The following is a 22,879-nucleotide window of genomic DNA, read 5'->3' on the forward strand; positions in this document are numbered from 1 at the left end:
CTTGATACTTAAAAAATGTTCAAACTCAACTTAAAAATCGCCCTGCGTAATCTTTGGAAAAACAAAGGCTTTTCGCTTATCAATATTGGTGGCTTAGCTATTGGTTTAGCAAGCTGTATGATTTTGTTATTGTATGTAGCTTATGAATGGAATTACGATAAACAATATACAAACTACGATAAAACCTATGTGGTTTACCAGAACGCACCTGCAAATGGTAAGGTTTTTAGCTGGGCTTGGACACCAAATGTAATGGCAAAAGAGGCTGAAACAAAAATTCCGGGTGTTAAATATGCTTCCCATTCAACTTATCCATCATCGAAATTAATTTCTGTTGGAGATAAAAAAATTACCACAAGAGTGAATTTTGTTGATCCATCTTATTTAAAAATATTTGATCATAAATTTATTAAAGGAAATCCAAACGAGGTTTTAAAAGATGTAAATTCAGTTATTCTTACTAAATCATTTGCAAAGAAAATATTTGGAGATGAAGACCCTATCAATAAAACGGTAAAATTAGAAAATCAAGATGTTTTAAAGGTTGAGGCGATAATTGAGGATGTGCCTGCTAATAACAGTATTGTTTTTGAATGTTTATTACCGTGGGCATTATTCGAAAAAAGAGAACAATGGGCTAAAAATCCGAATTGGGGTAATAATATGTGTTTAACTGTTGTTCAGCTAGAAAACAATAAATTTTTTAATGAGGCCAATGCAGCTATAAAAGGTGTTTATAAGCGAAATCAAATTGGAAATCCTTATACTGCTGAGGCCTTATTGCACCCCTTGGCTAAATGGCACTTGTACGGTGATTTTGAGAATGGTATATCTGTTGGAGGCAAAATAAATCAGCTTAAGATATTTCTAATACTTGCTATCTGTATTTTATTAATCGCATGTGTAAATTTTATGAATCTTTCTACTGCCAGATCAGAAGCTAGAGCTAAAGAAGTTGGGGTTCGTAAAGCTATTGGTTCTTCTCGTAAATCTTTAATCAATCAGTTTTTTTTAGAATCAATGCTAATTACTTTTATAGCAACTGTTTTTGCTTTTATTCTAGTTGAAATTAGTTTGCCATATTTTAATAATCTTTTAAATATCGAACTTACAATCGATTATAGAAGTAGTAATTTTTGGTTTGTTCTTTTAGCTTTAATATTATTTACAGGTCTCACAGCAGGAAGTTATCCGGCACTCTATTTATCTTCTTTCGAGCCAATAAAAGTATTAAAAGGCCTAAAAATGAAGTCGGATTCATCTTTTAATGTAAGAAAGGTTTTGGTGGTAGGTCAATTTGTTTTTGCGGCTTGTCTAATTGTTTGTACTGTAGTTATATATCAGCAACTTAACTATGTTAAAAATAAGCCAATAGGGTATGATAAGTCTAATTTAATACAAATAGCAATACAGGGTAAAATGGGGAATGAAGATAAACTCGAATTGCTAAAGACACAAATTTTGAAATCTGGAGCGGCATCGAATTTTACTTTATTTAGCAAAGATATCACTACGAATGGAAATAATACAACAGATATATCTTGGGAAGGAAAAAACAGAAATGAGTTAATTTTATTTAACAACAGGGGTATTGGAACTGATTTTATTGAGACTATAGGTACAGACCTAGTTGCTGGGAGAGAGTTTCATCAAAATATAATAAATGATACCAATAGCGTTATGCTTAATGAGGCTGCTGTTAAAATGATGCATCTTAAAAATCCAATCGGAGCAAAAATCAGATTTTGGGGTAGTGAAAGGATAAACGTTGGTGTAGTAAAGGATTTTGTTGTAGAGAGTGCCTACCAGAAAGTAGCTCCTATGATTTTTTCGCCAAGTATTTTACAAGGATCAGAAGTTGTTCTAATTAGGCTTAATCCCAATAAAAATATCAGCTCTTCTTTAAAAATTATTGATGACTTAGTGAAGGGAATAGAACCAAATTATCCGGTTAACCGAAAGTTTGTTAATGAATCGTTTGAAGAAAAGTTTCAAGATGAAAAATTATTAGGCATACTTTCTAATTGGTTTGGAGGCTTTGCCATATTTATTTCCTCATTAGGTTTGTTAGGTTTAGCCTTATTTATGGCAGAGCAACGCAAAAAGGAAATCAGTATCCGTAAGGTTTTAGGGGCAAGTACGAGTAATATTCTTACTTTATTAAATAAGGATTTCATCAAATTAGTAGCCATATCAAACATTATAGCGTTTCCTATCGCATACATTATTATCAATAAATGGCTTTCTGCTTTTGAGTATAGGATTTCAATTTCATTTATTCCTTTTTTAATTGCTATCGGATTGTCTGTAATTATTGCAGCTTTAACAGTAAGTATGCAATCTATAAAAGTGGCGAAAGCAAATCCTATTGATGCACTAAAATATGAATAAAGGAGGAAAGTTAGAGCATTTGAAGGTGGAAGGTCTTAGTGCCCAACCTTTCCAGCCATCTATCTTCCAACCCTCAACATAAAAACTATGTCTCAAATCTCATATCTCACTTCTCAAAACTAAAAGGATGTTCAAACTCAACTTAAAAATCGCCCTGCGTAACTTGTGGAAGAATAAAAGCTATGCCTTTATCAGCATTGCAGGTTTAGCCGTAGCCTTAACAATATTTGTTTTGGCTATGCTCTATGCAAATTATCAGCGTAGCTATGATGCATGGAATAATGATTACGAGCAAATTTATAGAGTTAATTATACTTCTACAGGTGGCGAAGATGTGGCTTTAAGTCCAGGTAATTTAGCTACAATAAGTAAACAAAAAATTCCAACTGTAGAAGCAGCAACTCGTATAGTAGACTATTGGAATGGAGATATGCTAGTGAAAACCAAATCCAAAAATTTATATGTAAAAGATATTTTATTAGTCGATAGCAATTTTTTTAAGGTTTTTCAATACCCTGCGGTTTATGGAGATGTAAAACAATCATTAAATAAACCTCAATCAGTTATCCTTAGTAAAGAATACAGCGATTTGCTGTATGGTAAAAATGTAAATCCAGTTGGTGAAATTATTTCTATGGATAACAGAGAAGGCTTTATAGTTGAAGCTGTGGTAGATGTAGCTCGATATCCTTCGCATTTTAAGTTTAACGTGATTAGGAGGTTTAATAAAAGTTCATCAACGGAATACTACAGCAACAATTATTACACTTATGTTAAACTCATAAAAAATACCGATTTGGCCCAAGCTGCCAAAAGTTTAAATGCAGTAAGAAAAGAAACTTTGTTAGCAGAAATGAGTAAACAACCTGCTGAAGAACAAAATAGCTTTATAGAATTTATTAAGAATAATGAACTTTATATCCAACCGGTAAAAGATATTCATTTAACTACTAGCAATGTAGAATATGAATTTGCAAATAACGGAGTTGGAAAATACATGTACATTACACTTGTAGTTGCTTTTCTAGTACTAATTATAGCTGCAATAAATTTTACTAACCTTTCGGTTACCATGGCAACTCGAAGAGTTAAAGAAACTAGTGTAAGAAAAGTACTGGGTGCTCAAAAATTTCAATTGGCTATTCAATTTATATTGGAGACAGCGCTTCAATGCTTGTTTAGTTTTGTTGTCGCTTTAATTTTAGTAGAGCTCTGCTTGCCATCATTTAACACTTTACTTGGAACCTCTATTGTACTAGAAAGATTTAGTGATTATGGGCAAATTCTGGTACAAATTACAATCGCTTTGGTTTCAATAACTCTTTTGGTAGGGGCATATCCAGCATTGCTTATTAGTAATATTGTGCCTGCAGTTGTGCTAAAAGGAAACTTTAATACCAGCAATAGAGGATATTGGGTTAGAAACACATTAATTGTAATGCAGTTTACGATAGCCGTAGTTTTCGTTTCTGGAATTTGGATTATCAATAGTCAGTTAAATTACATGCAGCAAAAAGATCTTGGTTACCAACCACAACAGGTTTTGGCAATTAATCTGATGCAAGACATGAGCGATAAGCACTTTCATAAAATTAAAAATAATTTAAAAGATATTCCGGGCATTCGTTCTATTTCTAGAGCCGATCATATTCCGGGTGAAGATATGGGTGGAAATAGTTATGGCGTAAATGGCAAATCTTTTTCGAGCAATTTTATTTCTATTGATGCAGGGTATTTTGATGCAATGGGAATGAAAATAATTGATGGAAGAGATTATAGTGCGGCAAATCCATTAGATACTACAAAATCAATTATTCTTACTGAAACTGCAGCGAAAACTTTTGGAATTGACAATCCGGTAGGCAAGACTTTAAGATTTCGTGGAACTGATGTAAATATTGTAGGATTGGTTAAAGATTTTAATCATTATAGTCCAGAAAAAAGTTATCAACCTATTGTTTTTCAATATATTAAAGGCAACCCTTTACGTTACTTAATCGTTAATTTAGATCCAAAACAATCTGTAGCGGCATTAAATCAAATAGAGCAAATGTGGACTAAGTTAGAGCCAGAATTTCCAATTAAATATAGCCTTTTAGATCACTCATTTAAAAACATGTTGGCCAATCAAGCACAGTTAAGAAAATTAATTGGCATATTGTCTATAGTTACCATTACTTTGGCTTTAACAGGTTTATTTGCCATTGCAGCATTTACAACCCAAAGAAGAAGTAAAGAAATTAACATCAGAAAAGTACTCGGCGCATCATTAATAGATATTTTAAAATTACTTAATAAAGGATTTGCTGCTTTGGTTTTAATAGCAAATTTAATTGCTTGGCCTATTGCTTATTTAATTTTAAATCAATGGCTCAAAGAATTTGCTTTCCGAATTGATATGCCAATAATGCCTTATATTTTGTCTGGTCTTTTAACCCTTATGCTCACCATTTTAATTGTGAGTTTACAATCGCTAAAGGCTGCAAGTTCAAACCCAGTTGATGCACTTAAATATGAGTAGAGAAGGGAAGCAAGGATGAACGTCTAAGCGCCCAAACCTTCCAGCCATCTACCTTCCAACCATAAATCTTTAAAACTACGTCCCTAATCTCATATCTCGCCTCTCATATCTAACGAAATGTTCAAACTCAAATTAAAAATCGCCCTGCGAAACCTTTGGAAAAACAAAGGCATTACCGCTGTAAATGTTGGTGGGTTGGCAATTGCATTAGCTGCTTTTATTTTGGTAGTAATGTACGCAACTTATGAAACTAGTTTTGATAAGAAGAACCCAAACTATGAAAATATTTATGTTGTTGGGGTAACCTATCCTGAATTTAAAACTAATTATGTTGCTGCACCATTAGCCATGGCCATTAAGCAGAATTTTTCAGAAGTTGATTTAGTTGGCTTAGTAAAAGAAAGCTCATTTGAGTTGACAATTAAAAAAGGAAACAATACCCTTTTTACCAAAAGAATTCTTGCTGTAGATTATGATGGCGCAAAAATACTTAACATTAACCCAAATGGCGGTTTAGTAAAACCACAAGGTGATGAAAGACTTACTTATTTAAGTACCGAAAGTATGAAGGTCCTATTTCCAGAAAAAAGGGATAATAAACCTGAAATGGTAGGTTTTGGATCAAGTAATTCGGGCATTACGGGAACTATTGCAGGTTCAATAAATAATAATACTCATTCTAACTTCAATTTTGATGGAGTTTCTATAGCAGCCAAGTTAGGTGAAAATGATAATTATGCCATGAATGATTACTCTATCTATTTGCAGTTAAAACCTGAAACAAATGTAGAGTTATTGGAACAAAAAATCGGCAATTTATACCAAGCAGAATTGCTAAAAAGTAAAAAAGTAATCGAATTAAAAAGCACCTCTATTTTTTTAGATCCTCTAGCTAATATACATTTAAGGCCTAAAGCAGGTAATGATGCACCATATAAAGTATTAATAGCACTTTCTACTTTGGGCATTTTAATTCTGGTAATTGCCTGTATAAATTTTACCAACTTAAGCGTTGCACAAGCAGCCAAACGAGGAAAAGAAGTTGGCGTTAAAAAAGTAATGGGAGCCTTTCGCTACCAACTCACAACACAGTTTTTAATAGAAATTTTTATGCAATGTTTGGTAGCCGTAATTTTGGCATTAACAATAGCAGAATTAACTTTGCCAAGTTTTAATAATTTATTTCAGGTAGCATTATCTATCTGGCATTTTGATAATGGTTTAATTTGGCAATTACCTTTAATCTTAATAACAATAACATTTATTGCCGGCATTTATCCAGCTACGGTTTTATCTAGCTTTAAACCTGCAGTAGTTTTAAAAGGCAACATTAATACTCATAAACAGAGTTATTATCTGCGTAATGGCCTTTTGGTTTTTCAGTTTTGTATTGCTGTTGTTTTTATAATCAGCTTGCTAACCATTAATTCGCAGTTAAAATATATGCGAACGCAAGATGTAGGTTTTACAGCAGACCAAGTAGTTTATATTAAAAATTTAACCCTTTTTAATAATCCTTCAAAATATGGTTCAGTAAGTTTTGAGCCAGTGAGAGAGAAATTATTACAGATCCCTGGAATAAAATCTGCAACTGTGGCTACATTTATTCCCGGTGGCACAAATGGAATAAATAGCTATAAGGCTAATGGTACTACAGCAAATATCGATTTTGTAAATGTAGAATTCGATTATTTCGAAACCTTGGATATTAAACTCAAAGAAGGTCGATTTTTCTCTAATAAATTTATTACTGATACGATAAACACTGCAATTATAAATGAGAGTGCTGTGGCAAAGTACGGAATTAAAAATCCGATAGGTAAAACCATTACCGGTTGCGATATAGATTATAAAATAGTTGGTGTAATTAAAGATTTTAAAACCCAAGGCTTTGAAAGTGCTGTGCAACCCACAATTTATACCATTAAAGATCCTTGTGGCAGTTACAAAACACAAATAATGGTAAAGATTGATGAGAGCAACATGTCTGAAACATTGGCAACTTTGCGTGATAAATGGTCGCTAATTAATCCGCTAGATGGAGAAGATTTTAGATATGAGTTCTTAGATCAATTATATGGCAGGCTTTTCAAAAAACAGGAACAATTACAATCTGTGTTTTTTGCAGCTACATCACTCACCATTTTCATTGCTATTTTGGGCTTATTTGCTTTTGCAAAATACATCACCAATAGTAGAATAAAAGAAATCGCAGTGCGAAAAATATTAGGTGCAAATGATTTGCAGATTTTTAAATTAATTAACACTTCTTTTTTTGTGATAGTTGTAATTGCTAATGTGATTTCATGGCCTTTGGCTTATATCCTGATAAAAACATGGCTTTCAACCTTTACCTATCGAATTGATATTTCATTTTTACCATTTGCATTAAGTGCAATCATTACCATATTGTTAACCATTGTAACTGTAACCATACAAGCTAGAAATGCCGTGAAAGCAAACCCAGTTGATGCACTTAAATACGAATAAAGAATGGAATGCAGATGATTTGAAGGATGAAGGTAAAGCATCTAAACCTTACAGCCTTTCAATTTGCAACCCTTAACCTTAAAACCGTTCGCAAGCGCACATACATTGTTCGATAACGAACATTTCTAATTTAATTTAATTTTTAATTTATTGATTTATAATAATTTAAGTTTTAAAAAATTCATTGGTATAAAATTGGCACAATAAGCTAAACTGGTACAAAAATTTAATGTCTTGATACTTGATACTCAATACTTGATACTTATAAAATGTTCAAACTCAACTTAAAAATCGCTCTACGCAATCTTTGGAAATACAAAGGTTACACTGCTATTAATATCTTCGGTTTATCTGTTGGTTTAGCAAGTTGCATTCTTATCTTCATATTCGTAAACTACGAAACCGGCTATGATAAAGGTTTTAATAACAGCGACAGAATTTATCGTATCGTTTCTCAGTGGAAATACAAAGATGGCAATGATTTTTATTCGCAAGGAGTACCATTACCGCTTACACCAGCAGTAAGAAATGATTTTTCGCAATTTGAAAAAGTTGCTGCTATACAGCAAACATACGGTATTATAAAAGCACGCTCACAAAATGGCAAACCAGAGCTTAAAGTGAGTGAAAATGTATATTATGCCGAACCATCTTTTTTCGAAATCTTTAGTTATAAATGGCTTTCTGGTAATCCAAATCAGTCATTAAGTGAACCGAATAACGTTGTTTTAACCAAGAAAACCGCAATTACTTATTTCGGTAGTTGGCAAAATGCAATTGGTAAAAGTATAAGTTACAATAGCAAAGCTGATTTTAAAGTAACTGGTATTATTGAAGATCATCAACCAAATACAAGTTTTCCGTTAAACATAATTTTTAGCTATAAAAGCTATAATAATAGAAACGCCAAACAATGGGGTTCTGTTTCTTCTGGCTCTGAGTGCTACGTATTGTTAAAGCATGGGATATCTGTTGCTGAGTTGAGTCAAACAATGCAAAAATTTATAAATAAATACGAAAATGACCCCAAAGCTCCAGGTAAGGTTGGGCATAACTTTCAAGCTTTAAATGATATTCATCACGATGAAAATTATGGCAATTTTGCACAAACAACTACTACATACAAACAGCTAATTGCGATTAGCATTATTGCCTTATTTCTTTTGCTTACCGCTTGTATCAATTTTATAAATTTAGCTACTGCTCAAGCAGTTAGTAGAAGTAAAGAGGTAGGTGTGCGTAAAGTAATGGGAAGCAAAAAACAACAGTTGATTTGGCAGTTTTTAAGTGAAACAGCGTTGATAACGATAATTGCACTTTTATTTGCCTGTGTTTTAACTGAATTGGCTTTGCCTCGTATGCAAAACTTATTAAGCGCAGATTTATCTTTTGGGTTATTTACTAATCCAATCATCAGCCTATTTCTGTTGGTAATGTTTATTGTGGTTAGTTTCTTGGCAGGATTGTATCCTGCATTGGTTATGTCAGGTTTTAGTCCGGCATTGGCTATAAAAAACAAGGTAAGCACAGCAAATGCTGGAGGTAATGGTTTGCGCAAAACTTTAGTAGTTGTACAGTTTGCCATCACAGCAATTTTAATTGTTGGTACGTTGGTTATCATTAAACAAATGAGCTTTATAAGAGAGAAGCCTTTAGGGTTTGATAGCAGTGCTGTTGCCATGATCAGTTTGCCACAAGATAGCTTAAGTCAATTAAAGTACAACACCTTTAAAAATGATATTTTGGCAAAAAAGGGCGTAAAAATTGTTTCTTTTAACAGTGCTCCACCATCTTCTCAGAGCAATAACGAAACAAGTTTTACTTACAACAGTTCCGAAAATCAAAATTTTCAGCTAAATACTAAACTAGGAGATGAAGCATATTTTAAAACTTTCGGCTTACAGCTTTTAGCTGGTAGAACATTGGTGAAGAGTGATACAGTTAAAGAGTTTGTAGTAAATGAAACTCTTTTAAAGAAATTAAATGTTAAAAATGCAAATGATGCTCTTGGGAAAACGCTTGCACTTTGGGGCTATAAAGGACCTATTGTAGGTGTGGTAAAAGATTTTAATAATTATTCATTACATGAAGCTATCGCACCAATTGCTATATTTTCTGGTAAAACCTATTACAATTCCATAGCAATTAAATTAGAATCTAAAGAATTAATGGCTACTATGAAAGAAATTGAAAAATCTTTCAACATCATCTTTCCTGATTATGTATATGAACTTAAATTTATGGATGATGAAATTAAAAATTATTACCAAACAGAACATATTATGGGCACTTTGTTTAAGGTGTTTGCAGGTGTAGTAATATTTATTTCATTTATAGGTTTATTCGGTTTAATCTCTTTTGTGGCAACCCAACGAACCAAAGAAATAGCCATTAGAAAAGTGCTAGGCGCCTCAAATTTTGAATTGGTTAAAATGTTAAATAGCTCGTTTTTATGGATGGTGTTCATAGCGAACTTATTAGCCTGGCCAATAGCTTATATTTTTATTAATCAATGGTTATCAGGCTTTCAGTATAGAATAGATTTAAGTGTTTGGCCTTTTGTAATTGCCACGATAATATCTTTGGCCATCACCATTTTTACAGTCACTATTAGAAGCTACAGAGCTGCCAAAGCAAATACAATTGATGCATTGAAATACGAGTAAAAGCCCCACCCAACCTCCCCAGAGGGGAGGAGTGGCATAGTCACAAAAACATAATGAACAAACAATAATAGCAGAAGAAATTAATTTTTTAACTACAAACACAAGTCCTCCCTTCTTGGGAGGATTTAGGAGGGGCTTATGATCGAACTAAAAAACATAGAAAAATATTACGCTAATAAAGGCGTAAAAAGTTACATCCTTCGTCACGTAACTACAAGCATAAAACAAGGCGAATTTGTTTCTATCATGGGGCCATCTGGTGCTGGTAAATCAACATTGTTGAATATTTTGGGCATGTTAGAAGAACCTACATATGGTCAGTATCATTTTATGGGCGAAGATGTTACAGCGATGAAAGAGCGACAAAGGATCGAGTTGTATCGTAACCACATTGGTTTTGTATTTCAGGCTTACCATTTAATAGATGAGATGACAGTTGCCGAAAATATCGAAGCTCCTTTACTCTATAAAAAAATACCAGGCTCAGAGCGCAAAAGTCGCATAGCGGATATTTTAGATCGCTTTAATATGGTGGCTAAAAAAGATTTATTCCCCAATCAGTTAAGTGGTGGTCAGCAACAATTGGTAGGCATTGCTAGGGCTTTGGTTGCTCAACCCTCAATTATTTTAGCTGATGAACCAACTGGTAACTTGCAATCGGCACAAGCAGAGCAGATTATGGAATTGTTTAAAAAACTGAACCAGGAAGATGGAATTACCATTGTACAAGTAACACACTCCGAAAAAAATGCGCAATACGGCAACCGAATATTAACTATTGAAGACGGAGTGATAAAAGAAGATAGCCCCACCCAACCTCCCCAGAGTGGAGGAGTAGCTTAAACTAATGTTAGCAGTAATTATTTTTTCAACCACATACCAAAAATCCTCCCTTCTGGGGAGGATTTAGGATGGGGTTATCTCACGTCTCACGTCTCATATCTCACATCTCAATTCTCATTTCTAAAAAGATGTTCAAACTCAATTTAAAAATCGCCCTGCGAAACTTATTTAAAAACAAAGTTTATGCTGCTATAAATATTGGTGGCTTAGCCCTTGGTTTAACCGCTTTTGTACTATTACTTTTATTCGTTAATCATGAAACAAGCTATGATAAATGGAATCCAGAGTTAAAAAATGTTTATCAATTAAGAGAGCACCATGATTTTTTTACGCCAGACAATAAACAACATTGGATGGAAACAAACGAATCTAGAATTGGGGCTTTGGTGACTGAAAAAATTCCTCAATTTAAATATGTAACCAAAATTGGAGAGGGTTGGGGAGATGGTTTTTCTTTAAAGCCTGCCAACGCTAATCCAGTTATTGTGGAGAATGTTAGAGATGCAGATTCTTTGTTTTTTAAGGTTTTTCCTCATCAGTTTATTCAAGGAGATCGATTAACTGCAATTAACAAACCAAATGCAATCGTATTAAAACATAGCTTGGCGCTTAAAATTTTCGGAACCGAGCAAGTTCTCGGTAAGGAATTAAAAATATTAATGTGGCGTGATGATCCTGGCACTATAATGACGGTTACAGGTGTTGTTGCTGATCCTAAAACACCAGAGAGCGTTGAATTTAATGCAATTACACATAGTGGAGATCGGGAAAAAGATCCAGAGCACATCAATAATACCAATCATTGCGAAATATATGCCTTGGCAAATGAGCAGTTAGATACCACACAAATGAATAAAACATTGCAAAAGGTTTATGTAGATTATAAAAAATCATCATTTGTTAAAAGAAAAATTACTTATGCAGATTATTATAAAAATGGCAAAACGCCTGGCTTAAAAATTATTCCCTTGCAAGATGCTTATGCAAAGCCAGCTTTTGATGAGAGTTGGATAGATCGAATAACACCAATAATAGCGCTCTCTGTTTTTCTTTTGCTAGTTTCCATAATCAATTTTATAAATTTAGCTACAGCTCAATCGGTACAAAGAGCCAAAGAAGTAGGCGTTAAAAAAGTATTAGGAGCGTATAAAAAGCAATTGGTAATTCAGTTTTTAATCGAAGCCGCTTTACAAACCATAGTCGCTTTATTTATTTGTGTTATTTTGGTAGAAGTTCTGCTTCCAGCATTTAGCAACCATTTTAATGTTACGCTAAGTTTTTGGCGTAGCGAACAGTTATTTAGCATTGTATTGCAATTAATAGCGCTTTTTGTTTTAATTACTTTATTAGCAGGTTTTTATCCGGCTTGGGTTTTGTCTAAATATAATCCTGTTAAGGTTTTAAAGGGCAATTACGAAAATAGTTTTAAAGGTATTGCTTTGCGCAACGGATTAGTTGTTGTACAGTTTATCATCGCGGTAACTTTTATTATAGGCATTGGTGTAATGTACCAACAAACCAATTATGTAGCCAATAAAGATTTAGGTTTTAACAGAGATAGATTAATCAATATCTCCACAAATTACAGAGCTGGCGATGAGATTGGAGAGCGAATTAAAAAAATTACGGGTGTTAAATATGTGGCTACAACCACCCAAGTAATGGGCAATACCTTTAATGTGCCGGGTGAAATCAACTATAATAATCAGGCACACAACGTAAATACAGTTACCGTAACTATGGATGCCTTACCAGCTTTAGGCGTTCAGGTAATAGAGGGGAGGATTTTTTCACCAGAATATAAGCAAGATACCATCAATACAGTGGTTTTGAACCAGTCGGCAGCTAATATGTTGGGCAAAAATGTGGTAGGTAAACAAATAAAGGAGTACAAGAATACTTTTCAGATTATTGGTGTGATTAAAGATTACAACAATGAAGGATTTGATAAAGCGGTTATGCCTACAGTTTATAGAGTTACGTATTTAGGTGGCATGTCTAGTACCAATAATTTATTGATTAGGTTTGATAGCGATAATTATAAACCAGCGCTAAAAGCGATTGAGGCAGAGTGGAAAAAGATCTATCCTAACTTCCCAATGATTTATACTTCTGTTGAAGATGCATTTCAAAAAACAATGGAAACTACTCGTAAGCAAATGCAAATCATTGTGTTGTTTAGCATTATCTCTGTTGTTCTTTCCCTCTTAGGCTTGTTCGCCTTATCAACTTTTATGGCAAAGCGAAGAACCAAAGAAATTGCCATTCGTAAAATATTGGGCGCTTCAGATTTTCAGATCATCAATATGTTAAACCGCTCATTTTTAATTTTGGTAATTATTGCCAATTTAATTAGCTGGCCAATCGCTTTTATCCTTACCAAAAAATGGCTCGAAGGTTTTGCTTATAGAATTGATATACCATTTTGGCCATTTGCCATTGCAACAATTGCGTCTGTAGCTATTGCTGTTTTTACAGTAAGCTTGCAAGCTAAAAAAGCTGCGGTTAATAATCCAGTCGATGCTTTAAAGTATGAATAGAGAAGCCCCACCAACCTCCCCAGAGGGGAGGATCAGCAAATTTTCTATGCAATTCGAACTAAATGATGATATTTGTAGAAGTCAATTTTAAAACAAACTAAAAGTCCTTCCGCCACTGGCGGAGAGGATTTAGGAGAGGCTTATGCAAAAAACCTTCACAGATCAGCTTGGCAATACAATTACAATTAATTATCCACCAAAAAGGATAGTCTCTATTGTGCCATCGCAAACTGAGTTATTGTTCGATTTAGGTTTGGATGATGAAGTAATCGGTATCACCAAATTTTGCATCCATCCGATAGAAAAGTTTGCCTCTAAAACCAAAATTGGTGGAACGAAAAAGCTATTGATAGAAAAAATTAGGGATTTAAAACCTGATTTAATTATTGGTAATAAAGAAGAGAATACACAAAGTGAAGTTGAGTTGTTGATGCAGGAATTTCCGGTTTGGATGAGCGATATTAGCAATTTAGAGGAGGCAATGGTAACTATAACTCAAATAGGAGAGTTGGTTGATCGAGCTCCAGAAGCTGCTTATTTAAATCATTTGATTAATGCTGGTTTCAAAGATTTACAAACTTTGGCGGTTGAAAAAAACATTAATCAAACGGTTGCCTATCTCATTTGGAAAGATCCTTACATGTTTGCTGGTAAAAACACCTTTATTGATGATGTTTTAAGAAAGATTGGTCTAAACAACATCGTTCAACAAAGCAGATACCCTGAGATAGAACTCTCAGAACTGAAAACTGCAAAATGCCAAATGGTATTTCTTTCCTCAGAACCCTATCCGTTTAAACAAAAACACATCGAAGAAATTCAATCTGTTTTGCCAAGTGCAAAAGTAATGTTGGTAGATGGAGAAATGTTTAGCTGGTATGGTAGCAGATTGGTTAAAGCTGTAAATTATCTTTTTCATTTACAAGATGAATTGATGGTTAGTTAGTAGATTAGTTCATTGGTTTACAGTTCAATTGCCGTCTACTTTAGATGACGGAATAGTTGAGATGCAGGTTTTTGGCGGTCTGCAACCAAGAATAGTTGTACAAACCTGCGTTAATTAAACGGGATTGAAGCGGAAATCCTTTTTTGTTACTTTATTTCGAACGAGCTTTTTGCGAGGAGAAATCTGTTAATTAATAGCCACTACCTTAAATATTCGATCGAACTTAAATAAACTCACTACAGTTAACAAAAAAGATTGCAGCGTAAAGCCCGACCAACATTAATAAGAACTACTGAGATTGCTTTTCTAAATCCTTAACTTCTAGTTATTAACTACTTAGCGTACTGCAAATTTCAGTATCAAATAATTTCAAGTTTTATTATAAAATAAATTCGTTTAACTTTTTGAAAATTGATGCAAAACGCTATCTTTGCAGTCCTTAATAAATCCTAACTGCGGAAGTGGCGTAATTGGTAGCCGCACCAGACTTAGGATCTGGCGCTTCACGGCGTGGGGGTTCGAGTCCCTTCTTCCGCACAAAAAGATAAAGGCCGTCCCGATGTAAAATCGGGACGGTTTTATTTTAAAAAGACATTGTTAAAAGAACTAAATGTAAAATCGATGTGCGATTAGACTGGTTATTTGTCACAAATCTCATATCTCAATACTCATAGCTAAAATGAATATTACGCAAGAAAAAATTGATGATTTAAATGCAGTAGTTAAAATTACTATCGCACCAGAAGATTATTCGCCAAGAGTAGACAAGGCTTTGAAAGATCAAGCTAAAAAAGCAAACCTTCCTGGTTTTAGAAAAGGAATGGTGCCAGTTGCACACATGAAAAGAATGTATGGCAAAAGCATTTTAGTTGAAGAAATAAACAATATGTTAAGTGAAAACTTAACTAAATATTTAACTGATAACAAAGTTGAAATTTTAGGTCAGCCTTTGCCTGCAATGGATGATACCAAAGAATTTAAATGGGACAATACAGACGAGTTTGAATTTAAATACGAGTTAGGTTTAGCGCCAAAGGTGGATGTTGAAGTTACTTCTAAAGATAAATTTACAGCATATAACGTAAAAGCTGATGAAGAAACTTTAGAATCTCGTATCAAAAACATTCGTAAGAGCTATGGCAAAATGACAAACCCAGAGGTTGCTGCCGAAGGTGATGTTTTGTACGCTGAGTTAGCTCAACTATCTCCAGATGGTGAAGTTTTTGAAGGTGGTATTAACGCTACGGGTTCTATTCGCTTAGATTTAGTAACTGACAAAAAAATCTTAAAATCGTTAGTGGGTCTAAAGAAAGATGATGTTGTAGAACTTGATGTACAGAAAGCTTTTGATAGCAATGAAACAGTAATTGCAAAATTATTGAACATTGGTGAAGAAGATGCTAAAGATTTACAATCTAAATTTAAGGTAACAGTAAAAAATGTTAACCGTTTAGAAGAGTCTGATTTAAATCAAGAATTTTACGACAAGATTTTTGGTGAAGGTGTAGTAAGTGACGAGGCTGGTTTTAGAGCTAAAATTACCGAAGAAATTGAGAGCATGTTTAAACAAGATGCTGATCGTAAATTGCAAAACGATATTTATACTCAGTTAACTGAGCAAACCAAAATGCAATTGCCAAATGAGTTTTTACGTAAGTGGTTGAAAGCTACCAATGAAAAATTAACTGATGAAGAATTGGAGCAAGGTTATGAAGATTTCGCAAAGAACTTAAAATGGACTTTGATTGAGAACAAAATCATTACTGATAACGAAATTAAAATTGAGTATAAAGATGTTTTCGAAACTGCAAAGCAACGCTTAGATGCACAGTTTAGAATGTACAGTCCGCAACCGATGCCAGAAGATCAGTTGGCACAATATACAGCTACCTTTTTGCAAGAAAAAGAAAACGCTAACCGCATTTTTGATGAAGTAAAAGCTTTAAAAGTTTTTGAACACATCCAATCGGTTGCTACTTTAAACCAAAAAGACATCGATTACAAAAAGTTTGTTGAGATGAAGTAAGGTGGTATTCTTTGTCATTCTGAACGCAATGAAGAATCTCAAGGATGATTTACCCTCGCATCTGACAAATTAGGTAAATATAATTTTCATTAAAAGCAGCATAAGGCTGCTTTTAATTTATACAATTGATTTTTTTAAAATCGATATGCTATATTGTCATTAAAAAACGCTTGGTATGTTCTTTGATAATTCCACAGCTAAAGACATCAAATTGTAATTTACAATCAAAGATGAATTATTATTTTGATTTGATAACTAGAGGTTCTAATTTACGTTAGAATAAAAGACACAACAAACGCCTAACCCAATCGCAAAATGAAAATAGATAAAGACGAATTTAGAAAGTACGCAGTTAAACACCATAGAATTAACGGCTTAAACGTTGATCGTTTTATTGGAGCAACTAACAATTCTCCAAAATCGATGACACCATATATTATTGAGGAGCGCCAGTTAAACGTTGCTCAAATGGATGTTTTTTCACGATTAATGATGGATCGTATCATCTTTTTAGGTGATGCTATATATGATGGCAATGCAAACATTATTCAAGCTCAATTATTGTTCTTGCAATCAACTGATGCACATAGAGATATCCAAATCTACATCAACTCTCCGGGTGGTTCTGTTTACGCTGGTTTAGGTATTTATGATACCATGCAGTACATCACACCAGATGTGGCAACAATTTGTACAGGTATGGCAGCATCAATGGGTGCAGTTTTATTGGTTGCGGGTGCCGAAGGTAAAAGAGCCGCTTTAACACACTCAAGAGTAATGATTCACCAACCATCTGGCGGTGCACAGGGTGTTGCTTCAGATATGGAAATTAACTTGAGAGAAATGTTAAAATTGAAAAAAGAATTATACGATATCATTTCTAAACATTCTGGTCAAACTTATGACTGGGTAGAAAAAGCATCTGATCGTGATTACTGGATGAAAGCTGATGAAGCTAAGAGTTTCGGTATGATTGATGAGGTGTTAGGATCAACTAAAAAATAATTCAGTTGGCAGTTTTCAATTGGCAGTTCTAAACTGTTAATTGCAAACTGTTAATTGTAAACTAAAAAAAATGGCTAAACAAAATAAAGATTCGCGTTGCTCATTCTGCAACTCTCCAAAGCAAGATACACTTATGCTTATAGAGGGTATGGACGCATACATTTGCGATAAATGCGTAACTCAAGCAAATGTTTTATTAGCGCAAGAACTTGGTAGTAAAAAAGGTAAAGCCTTTGATGATTCATTTACTTTATTGAAACCAGCCGAAATTAAAGCACATATTGATCAATATGTAATTGGTCAAGATGATGCGAAAAAGGTACTTTCTGTTGCAGTATATAACCACTATAAACGTTTAAGTCAGAAAATTGATAAAGATGAAGTTGAGATTGAAAAATCTAACATCATGTTAGTTGGCGAAACTGGAACTGGTAAAACTTTATTAGCTAAAACAATTGCCAAAATTCTACATGTACCTTTTTGTATCGTAGATGCAACTGTTTTAACGGAGGCTGGTTACGTAGGTGAAGATGTGGAAAGTATTTTAACACGTTTATTGCAAGCTGCAGATTACGATGTTGCTTCTGCAGAACGTGGTATTGTATACATTGATGAAGTTGACAAGGTTGCCCGCAAAAGTGACAATCCATCAATTACTAGAGATGTTTCTGGTGAAGGTGTGCAACAGGCCTTACTTAAAATTTTAGAGGGAACTGTTGTAAATGTACCGCCACAGGGTGGAAGAAAGCATCCAGACCAAAAAATGATCCCTGTTAATACCAACAATATTTTATTTATTTGTGGTGGAGCTTTTGATGGCATTGAACGTAAAATTGCCAATCGCTTACGTACACAAGCAGTTGGTTATAAGGTAAAAAAGGATGAAGTAGATTTAGATTTAAAAAATCTATATAAATACATTACTCCACAAGATTTAAAAGCATTTGGATTAATACCAGAGTTGATCGGACGTGTACCAGTTTTAACGCATTTAAATCCGCTTGACATTGAAGCATTGCGAAATATCCTTACCGAGCCTAAAAACTCGTTAATGAGACAATACACGAAGCTTTTTGAATATGAAGATGTGAAATTGGTTTTTGATGATGAGGTTTTAGATTTTATTGTAAACAAAGCAATGGAATATAAATTAGGTGCCAGAGGGCTACGCAGCATTTGCGAAGCAATTATGTTAGATGCGATGTACGACACCCCATCAGATACTAGAGTTAAAGAACTGCACATTACATTAGATTATGCCATGGAGAAATTTGAAAAGGCAGACTTTAAGAAACTGAAAGCAGCATAAAAAAAATCCTCTAGAAATTCTAGGGGATTTTTTTTAACTTACATATTACGTTATGCAATTTCGAACTTGAAATATTGGCAGGCGATACAATAAACCCTTAAAAGAGTTAGCGGTGATGAACATGAATTATTAAAAAGGAGTACAACTATATGAACGAAGAAAAAGAAGTAAAACAAGATGAAAAAATTGTAGCTAAAGCTAAAAAAGTTAAAGAAGTAGAATCGCCTGTAAAATCAGGTCTGAAATCTAAAGAAGAAATTGTGAAAAATTGGTTGCCTCGCTATACAGGTAGACCGTTAGAAGATTTCGGCAAATATATACTACTAACAAATTTCAGTAAATATTTAAGTATGTTTTCTGAATGGAATGACAATGCGCCAATTATGGGTTTGGATAAACCTATGCAAAGTGTAACGGCAAACGGAATAACCATCATTAATTTTGGTATGGGTAGTGCAATGGCAGCTACCATGATGGATTTATTAACTGCAATTACGCCAAAAGCGGTTTTGTTTTTAGGTAAGTGTGGTGGTTTAAAAAAGAAAAATCAACTGGGTGATTTAATTTTACCGATTGCAGCAATTAGGGGTGAAGGAACATCAAATGATTATTTGCCAGCAGAAGTACCAGCATTGCCTGCATTCGCATTACAAAAGGCAATTTCTACCACCATTAGAGATCACTCTAGAGATTACTGGACAGGAACTTGCTATACTACTAACCGTCGCGTTTGGGAGCATGATAAAGAATTTAAAAAGTATTTAAAAACATTACGTGCTATGGCAGTTGATATGGAAACTGCTACAATTTTCACTACTGGTTTTGCTAATAAAATTCCAACTGGTGCTTTGTTACTGGTTTCAGATCAGCCGATGATACCAGAGGGTGTTAAAACCGCAGAGAGCGATAGTTCTGTGACGACAAATTATGTTGATAGTCATTTAAAAATTGGAATTGATTCGTTAAAACAATTAATAAATGGTGGATCTACAGTTAAGCATTTGAGATTTTAATTAGAGAAAATCGCAATATCGAACGTAGCATAGCGAGAGCCTGCTCCGATTTTTTCGGAGAGATATCTGAGAGAAATTTAGCGATAAGTTTCTCTTTTTTATTTGAATAGTTTTTTCAGCATTGCTGGATTATCATCATCGAAGTTTACAAAATTAGCTAACTGCCAATGCTGTGTTTTTTGAGATTGCTTATTGACGGTTAAATCCCAAGATGGATAAACTCTAATTCCTCTTTTACCAGTTGAATTTTCTCCAGAAATAACTCCCTTTGCATGTAACATCCATTTAGGGAAAATAAATTGACCAATAAGTTCTTCTTTTAGAGTTGTGATAACAAAGAAATCAAAATTATCATTGATGTCAAATGGCTCAGTAATTCCGTTTGCATTTCTTTTCCAAAAAGTAACAAATTGGCCGATTTTGTTGGGGGTAATTTTCGCAGTGCGATAGATAATTAATTTACCATCTAGTTTAAAAGTACAAGCATCATATTGAGCGCTTTCCTTTTCCTTATGAAATTCGGAAAAACTTAATCCGCATTGATCATACAGTTGATTAATTTTCGGTAAAATCCCCTCAATCATCACCGCTTTTAGGATAATCAAATAATACAACTTTTGCTGTTCCTTCACTAATCATTGCCCAATCATCAAAAGGAAATTCTAGAATGGCAACGCTACAAGTTGGCATTTCATAAATATGACCATCAAGGTAATTTACCAGATCAGTAAACCCAGGATTATGCCCAAACATAGCGATTTCATCATAATTGTTATCGAGACTGTTAATCACTTTAAGCAAGGTATTTACGTTTGCCTCGTAAATTTTAGGTTCCTCTTTTATTTCTGCTAATGGCATTTGCCAGGTATCTGCAAAAAACTTAGCTGTAGTAAGTGCTCTTAGAGCCGGACTACTCACAATCAGTTGGGGCTTTATTTTGATCTTAACTAACCTGTGCGCCATTTCAGGTGCATTTGTTTTACCTCTTTTATTTAGAGGTCTGTCAAAGTCTCTTAAATCCGGATTTCCCCAATCAGATTTTGCATGGCGTACAATAATAAGTTGTTTCATAATTAGTGTAAATTCACATAGTTAACAATACGTTCAGTATTAATGTTTTCCATGCATTTGAAATGACCTAACGGACATTTTTCTAATCCGAATTTTGAGCATGGTCTGCAGTCTAAATCAACACTTGCCATATAAGAATTTGAAATATGATAAGGCTGTACGCCCAGTAATTCTGGAGTAGTACCTCCCCAAATAGAAACCAAAGGCCTGTCAAAAGCACCAGATATATGTGTTAAGCCAGTATCAAATCCAACTACTTTTTCAGCTTTTGAAAGGATAAAAATGGATTCATCTAAATTTATCGCCCCACATAAATTTACAATTTTATCGCCGATAGCTTCAGCAATTAAATCAGCATTTGCCTTTACATCTTTGCCGCCAACTAAAGCAATTGGTTGCTTAATACCTTTGCAAATCTCTATAATTTTATGGTTGGGTAATCTTTTAGTAAAATGAGTAGCTCCAATTATAAAAGCTACATAGTTTAGTTGATGATCAACTGGTAAAAATTGATCCAATTGATATTCCTTCTCTAAAAAATAGTCTACCGGTTTACCATCATTTATAACGCCTAAAGATTTAACCGTTTCCAAATAACGATTAACCAGGTGTTTGTTAGGGGTGAAGCTTTCGAGCTTTAACTTTAATGCCAACCACTTTTTTAACCTTTCCTTTTTGTAAGTTAAAGCAGGTATTTGAGTTAGCACTTTAATGATTGAAGTACGTAGATTATTATGCAAATCGACTATTAAATCAAACTTTTCTTCCTTAATCACTTTTATCGTATCTAAAAGTTTAGGTTCTAATAAATACAGTTTACTTAAATAAGGATTGTTTTTGTAGAGATATTTAAAGGCAGGTTTAGTTAAAAAGCAAATTTCGGCATTAGGAAACTTTTTCTTTAAAGAGCGTACAACAGGAGTGGTGTAGATAATATCTCCGATTGAACTAAATCTGATGACAAGGATTTTGCTTGGCTCTTTCAATATAATATCAATTTGATTAAAGCTGTTTAATTTTTTGGATGATTTTAGTGGATGAGTAACCTGGTAAAAAGTCTAAAACTTTTACTATGCCGCCTCGCTCCATTGTTTCTTTTGCACCAACAATGTCTTCTATTTTATAATCACCACCTTTTACTAAAATAGCTGGCTTTATGGCCTCAATCAAATCAGCTGGTGTATCTTCTTCAAACAAGATCACTGCATCAACAAAAAACATAGCTGCCAAAAGTTGCAATCTACTGTCTTCGTTGTTAATTGGTCTTTCTTCGCCCTTAATTTTTCTTACCGAGCTATCTGTATTTACTCCAATTATCAATTTATCTCCAAGATGTGCAGCTTCTAATAAATAAGATAGATGACCTGGATGAACCAAGTCGAAACAACCATTTGTGAAAACTATTTTATTGCCGTTTTTATTCCATTCATCAACTTGTAACAACAAATTTGGCAAGGAGAAAATTTTTTCTGATATTGAATTTTGTTTAGCTACCATTAGTTTAGTATTGTTCGTCTACTGATTTACAAAATATATGACCAATGAGAATATGCATTTCTTGAATTCGTGCAGTAACGTCATCTGGTACGATGATGTTAATGTCGCAAAGTTCGTTCATCTTGCCACCGTCTCTTCCAGATAATCCGATAGTTTTGCAGCCAATTGCTTTTGCGCTTTCTAAAGATTTTAAAATATTAGCACTATTACCACTGGTAGAAATACCAATAAATAAATCATTGGGGTTTGCTAAAGCTTCAATTTGTCTTGAAAACACGCTTTCATAACCATAATCGTTACTAATTGCAGTTAGGGCAGATGTATCTACAGTTAAAGCAATTGCAGGTAAAGCTTTGCGTTCTTTTACATATCTGCCAGTTAATTCTGCAGCAATATGTTGCGCATCGGCAGCGCTTCCACCATTTCCGGCAAGTAAAATTTTACCACCTGCTAGTAAGGTATCATTAATCATTTTACAACTCGTCTCTATGTCTGGAACTAGCTGCTCAATAACTTTTGCAATTGTATTTTGATGATGATTCAGTTCTTCTAATACCATAT

General features: G+C 33.9%; 16 protein-coding genes and 1 tRNA gene. 12 read left to right on the forward strand and 5 right to left on the reverse strand.

All coding sequences use genetic code 11. The features are described 5' to 3' along the window. The first annotated feature begins 15 nt into the window (after positions 1-15). The 12 genes from AC07XU_RS16055 (at position 16) to AC07XU_RS16110 (ending at position 19,750) form a co-directional block, all read left to right on the forward strand. Complete coding sequence (locus tag AC07XU_RS16055) at positions 16-2,391, forward strand: ABC transporter permease (protein ID WP_494944654.1); 2,376 nt, start codon at positions 16-18, stop codon at positions 2,389-2,391. Between the two features lie 127 nt (positions 2,392-2,518). After that, positions 2,519-4,912, forward strand: coding sequence for an ABC transporter permease (locus tag AC07XU_RS16060; RefSeq protein ID WP_494944655.1), 2,394 nt, complete (start codon positions 2,519-2,521; stop codon positions 4,910-4,912). Between the two features lie 117 nt (positions 4,913-5,029). After that, a complete protein-coding gene (locus tag AC07XU_RS16065; protein ID WP_494944656.1) occupies positions 5,030-7,402 on the forward strand; it encodes an ABC transporter permease in 2,373 nt (790 codons plus the stop codon). Positions 7,403-7,671: 269 nt separating this feature from the next. Then, positions 7,672-10,068, forward strand: a complete 2,397-nt coding sequence (locus tag AC07XU_RS16070) for an ABC transporter permease (RefSeq protein ID WP_494944657.1) — start codon at positions 7,672-7,674, stop codon at positions 10,066-10,068. Between the two features lie 138 nt (positions 10,069-10,206). Continuing rightward, positions 10,207-10,911 carry an ABC transporter ATP-binding protein gene (locus AC07XU_RS16075; protein WP_494944658.1) on the forward strand — a complete coding sequence of 235 codons (705 nt, stop codon included), beginning with the start codon at positions 10,207-10,209 and terminating at the stop codon, positions 10,909-10,911. A 128-nt stretch (positions 10,912-11,039) separates the two neighbouring features. Further along, positions 11,040-13,451, forward strand: a complete 2,412-nt coding sequence (locus AC07XU_RS16080; protein ID WP_494944659.1) for an ABC transporter permease — start codon at positions 11,040-11,042, stop codon at positions 13,449-13,451. 142 nt (positions 13,452-13,593) lie between these two features. Next, complete coding sequence (locus AC07XU_RS16085) at positions 13,594-14,397, forward strand: ABC transporter substrate-binding protein (RefSeq protein WP_494944660.1); 804 nt, start codon at positions 13,594-13,596, stop codon at positions 14,395-14,397. A gap of 455 nt (positions 14,398-14,852) precedes the next feature. After that, positions 14,853-14,934 (forward strand) — tRNA-Leu (locus AC07XU_RS16090). Between the two features lie 142 nt (positions 14,935-15,076). Beyond that, complete coding sequence (gene tig, locus AC07XU_RS16095; protein ID WP_494944661.1) at positions 15,077-16,423, forward strand: trigger factor; 1,347 nt, start codon at positions 15,077-15,079, stop codon at positions 16,421-16,423. A 315-nt stretch (positions 16,424-16,738) separates the two neighbouring features. Further along, positions 16,739-17,428, forward strand: coding sequence for an ATP-dependent Clp endopeptidase proteolytic subunit ClpP (clpP, locus tag AC07XU_RS16100; protein WP_136876355.1), 690 nt, complete (start codon positions 16,739-16,741; stop codon positions 17,426-17,428). A 70-nt stretch (positions 17,429-17,498) separates the two neighbouring features. Continuing rightward, the gene (gene clpX, locus AC07XU_RS16105) at positions 17,499-18,737 is read left to right on the forward strand and encodes an ATP-dependent Clp protease ATP-binding subunit ClpX (protein WP_494944662.1); all 1,239 of its coding nucleotides are present in this window, start codon (positions 17,499-17,501) and stop codon (positions 18,735-18,737) included. Between the two features lie 149 nt (positions 18,738-18,886). Beyond that, on the forward strand, positions 18,887-19,750 hold the full coding sequence (locus AC07XU_RS16110) for an AMP nucleosidase (RefSeq protein WP_494944663.1): 864 nt from the start codon (positions 18,887-18,889) through the stop codon (positions 19,748-19,750). A gap of 98 nt (positions 19,751-19,848) precedes the next feature. On the opposite strand, the gene AC07XU_RS16115 is transcribed toward AC07XU_RS16110, so the two are convergent. The 5 genes from AC07XU_RS16115 to gmhA are packed head-to-tail and all read right to left on the reverse strand — an operon-like array spanning position 19,849 to position 22,877. Continuing rightward, positions 19,849-20,355, reverse strand: coding sequence for a MepB family protein (locus tag AC07XU_RS16115; protein ID WP_494944664.1), 507 nt, complete (start codon positions 20,353-20,355; stop codon positions 19,849-19,851). Continuing rightward, positions 20,327-20,821, reverse strand: a complete 495-nt coding sequence (locus AC07XU_RS16120; protein WP_494944665.1) for a SixA phosphatase family protein — start codon at positions 20,819-20,821, stop codon at positions 20,327-20,329. Before AC07XU_RS16120 ends, AC07XU_RS16115 begins: the two co-directional genes overlap by 29 nt. A gap of 2 nt (positions 20,822-20,823) precedes the next feature. Next, positions 20,824-21,807 carry a glycosyltransferase family 9 protein gene (locus tag AC07XU_RS16125; protein ID WP_494944666.1) on the reverse strand — a complete coding sequence of 328 codons (984 nt, stop codon included), beginning with the start codon at positions 21,805-21,807 and terminating at the stop codon, positions 20,824-20,826. Between the two features lie 16 nt (positions 21,808-21,823). Beyond that, a complete protein-coding gene (gene rfaE2 / locus AC07XU_RS16130; RefSeq protein ID WP_494944667.1) occupies positions 21,824-22,318 on the reverse strand; it encodes a D-glycero-beta-D-manno-heptose 1-phosphate adenylyltransferase in 495 nt (164 codons plus the stop codon). A 4-nt stretch (positions 22,319-22,322) separates the two neighbouring features. Continuing rightward, positions 22,323-22,877, reverse strand: coding sequence for a D-sedoheptulose 7-phosphate isomerase (gmhA, locus tag AC07XU_RS16135; protein ID WP_494944668.1), 555 nt, complete (start codon positions 22,875-22,877; stop codon positions 22,323-22,325). Between the last annotated feature and the right edge of the window lie 2 nt (positions 22,878-22,879).

The sequence above is a fragment of the Pedobacter sp. GW456-11-11-14-TSB4 genome (assembly GCF_059424425.1).

Bases quoted from the DNA above. Each gene is read 5' to 3' on its own strand.
- AC07XU_RS16055 (WP_494944654.1), top strand. From the start codon at position 16: ATGTTCAAACTCAACTTAAAAATCGCCCTGCGTAATCTTTGGAAAAAC.
- AC07XU_RS16060 (WP_494944655.1), top strand. From the start codon at position 2,519: ATGTTCAAACTCAACTTAAAAATCGCCCTGCGTAACTTGTGGAAGAAT.
- AC07XU_RS16065 (WP_494944656.1), top strand. From the start codon at position 5,030: ATGTTCAAACTCAAATTAAAAATCGCCCTGCGAAACCTTTGGAAAAAC.
- AC07XU_RS16070 (WP_494944657.1), top strand. From the start codon at position 7,672: ATGTTCAAACTCAACTTAAAAATCGCTCTACGCAATCTTTGGAAATAC.
- AC07XU_RS16075 (WP_494944658.1), top strand. From the start codon at position 10,207: ATGATCGAACTAAAAAACATAGAAAAATATTACGCTAATAAAGGCGTA.
- AC07XU_RS16080 (WP_494944659.1), top strand. From the start codon at position 11,040: ATGTTCAAACTCAATTTAAAAATCGCCCTGCGAAACTTATTTAAAAAC.
- AC07XU_RS16085 (WP_494944660.1), top strand. From the start codon at position 13,594: ATGCAAAAAACCTTCACAGATCAGCTTGGCAATACAATTACAATTAAT.
- tig (WP_494944661.1), top strand. From the start codon at position 15,077: ATGAATATTACGCAAGAAAAAATTGATGATTTAAATGCAGTAGTTAAA.
- clpP (WP_136876355.1), top strand. From the start codon at position 16,739: ATGAAAATAGATAAAGACGAATTTAGAAAGTACGCAGTTAAACACCAT.
- clpX (WP_494944662.1), top strand. From the start codon at position 17,499: ATGGCTAAACAAAATAAAGATTCGCGTTGCTCATTCTGCAACTCTCCA.
- AC07XU_RS16110 (WP_494944663.1), top strand. From the start codon at position 18,887: ATGAACGAAGAAAAAGAAGTAAAACAAGATGAAAAAATTGTAGCTAAA.
- AC07XU_RS16120 (WP_494944665.1), bottom strand. From the start codon at position 20,821: ATGAAACAACTTATTATTGTACGCCATGCAAAATCTGATTGGGGAAAT.
- rfaE2 (WP_494944667.1), bottom strand. From the start codon at position 22,318: ATGGTAGCTAAACAAAATTCAATATCAGAAAAAATTTTCTCCTTGCCA.
- gmhA (WP_494944668.1), bottom strand. From the start codon at position 22,877: ATGGTATTAGAAGAACTGAATCATCATCAAAATACAATTGCAAAAGTT.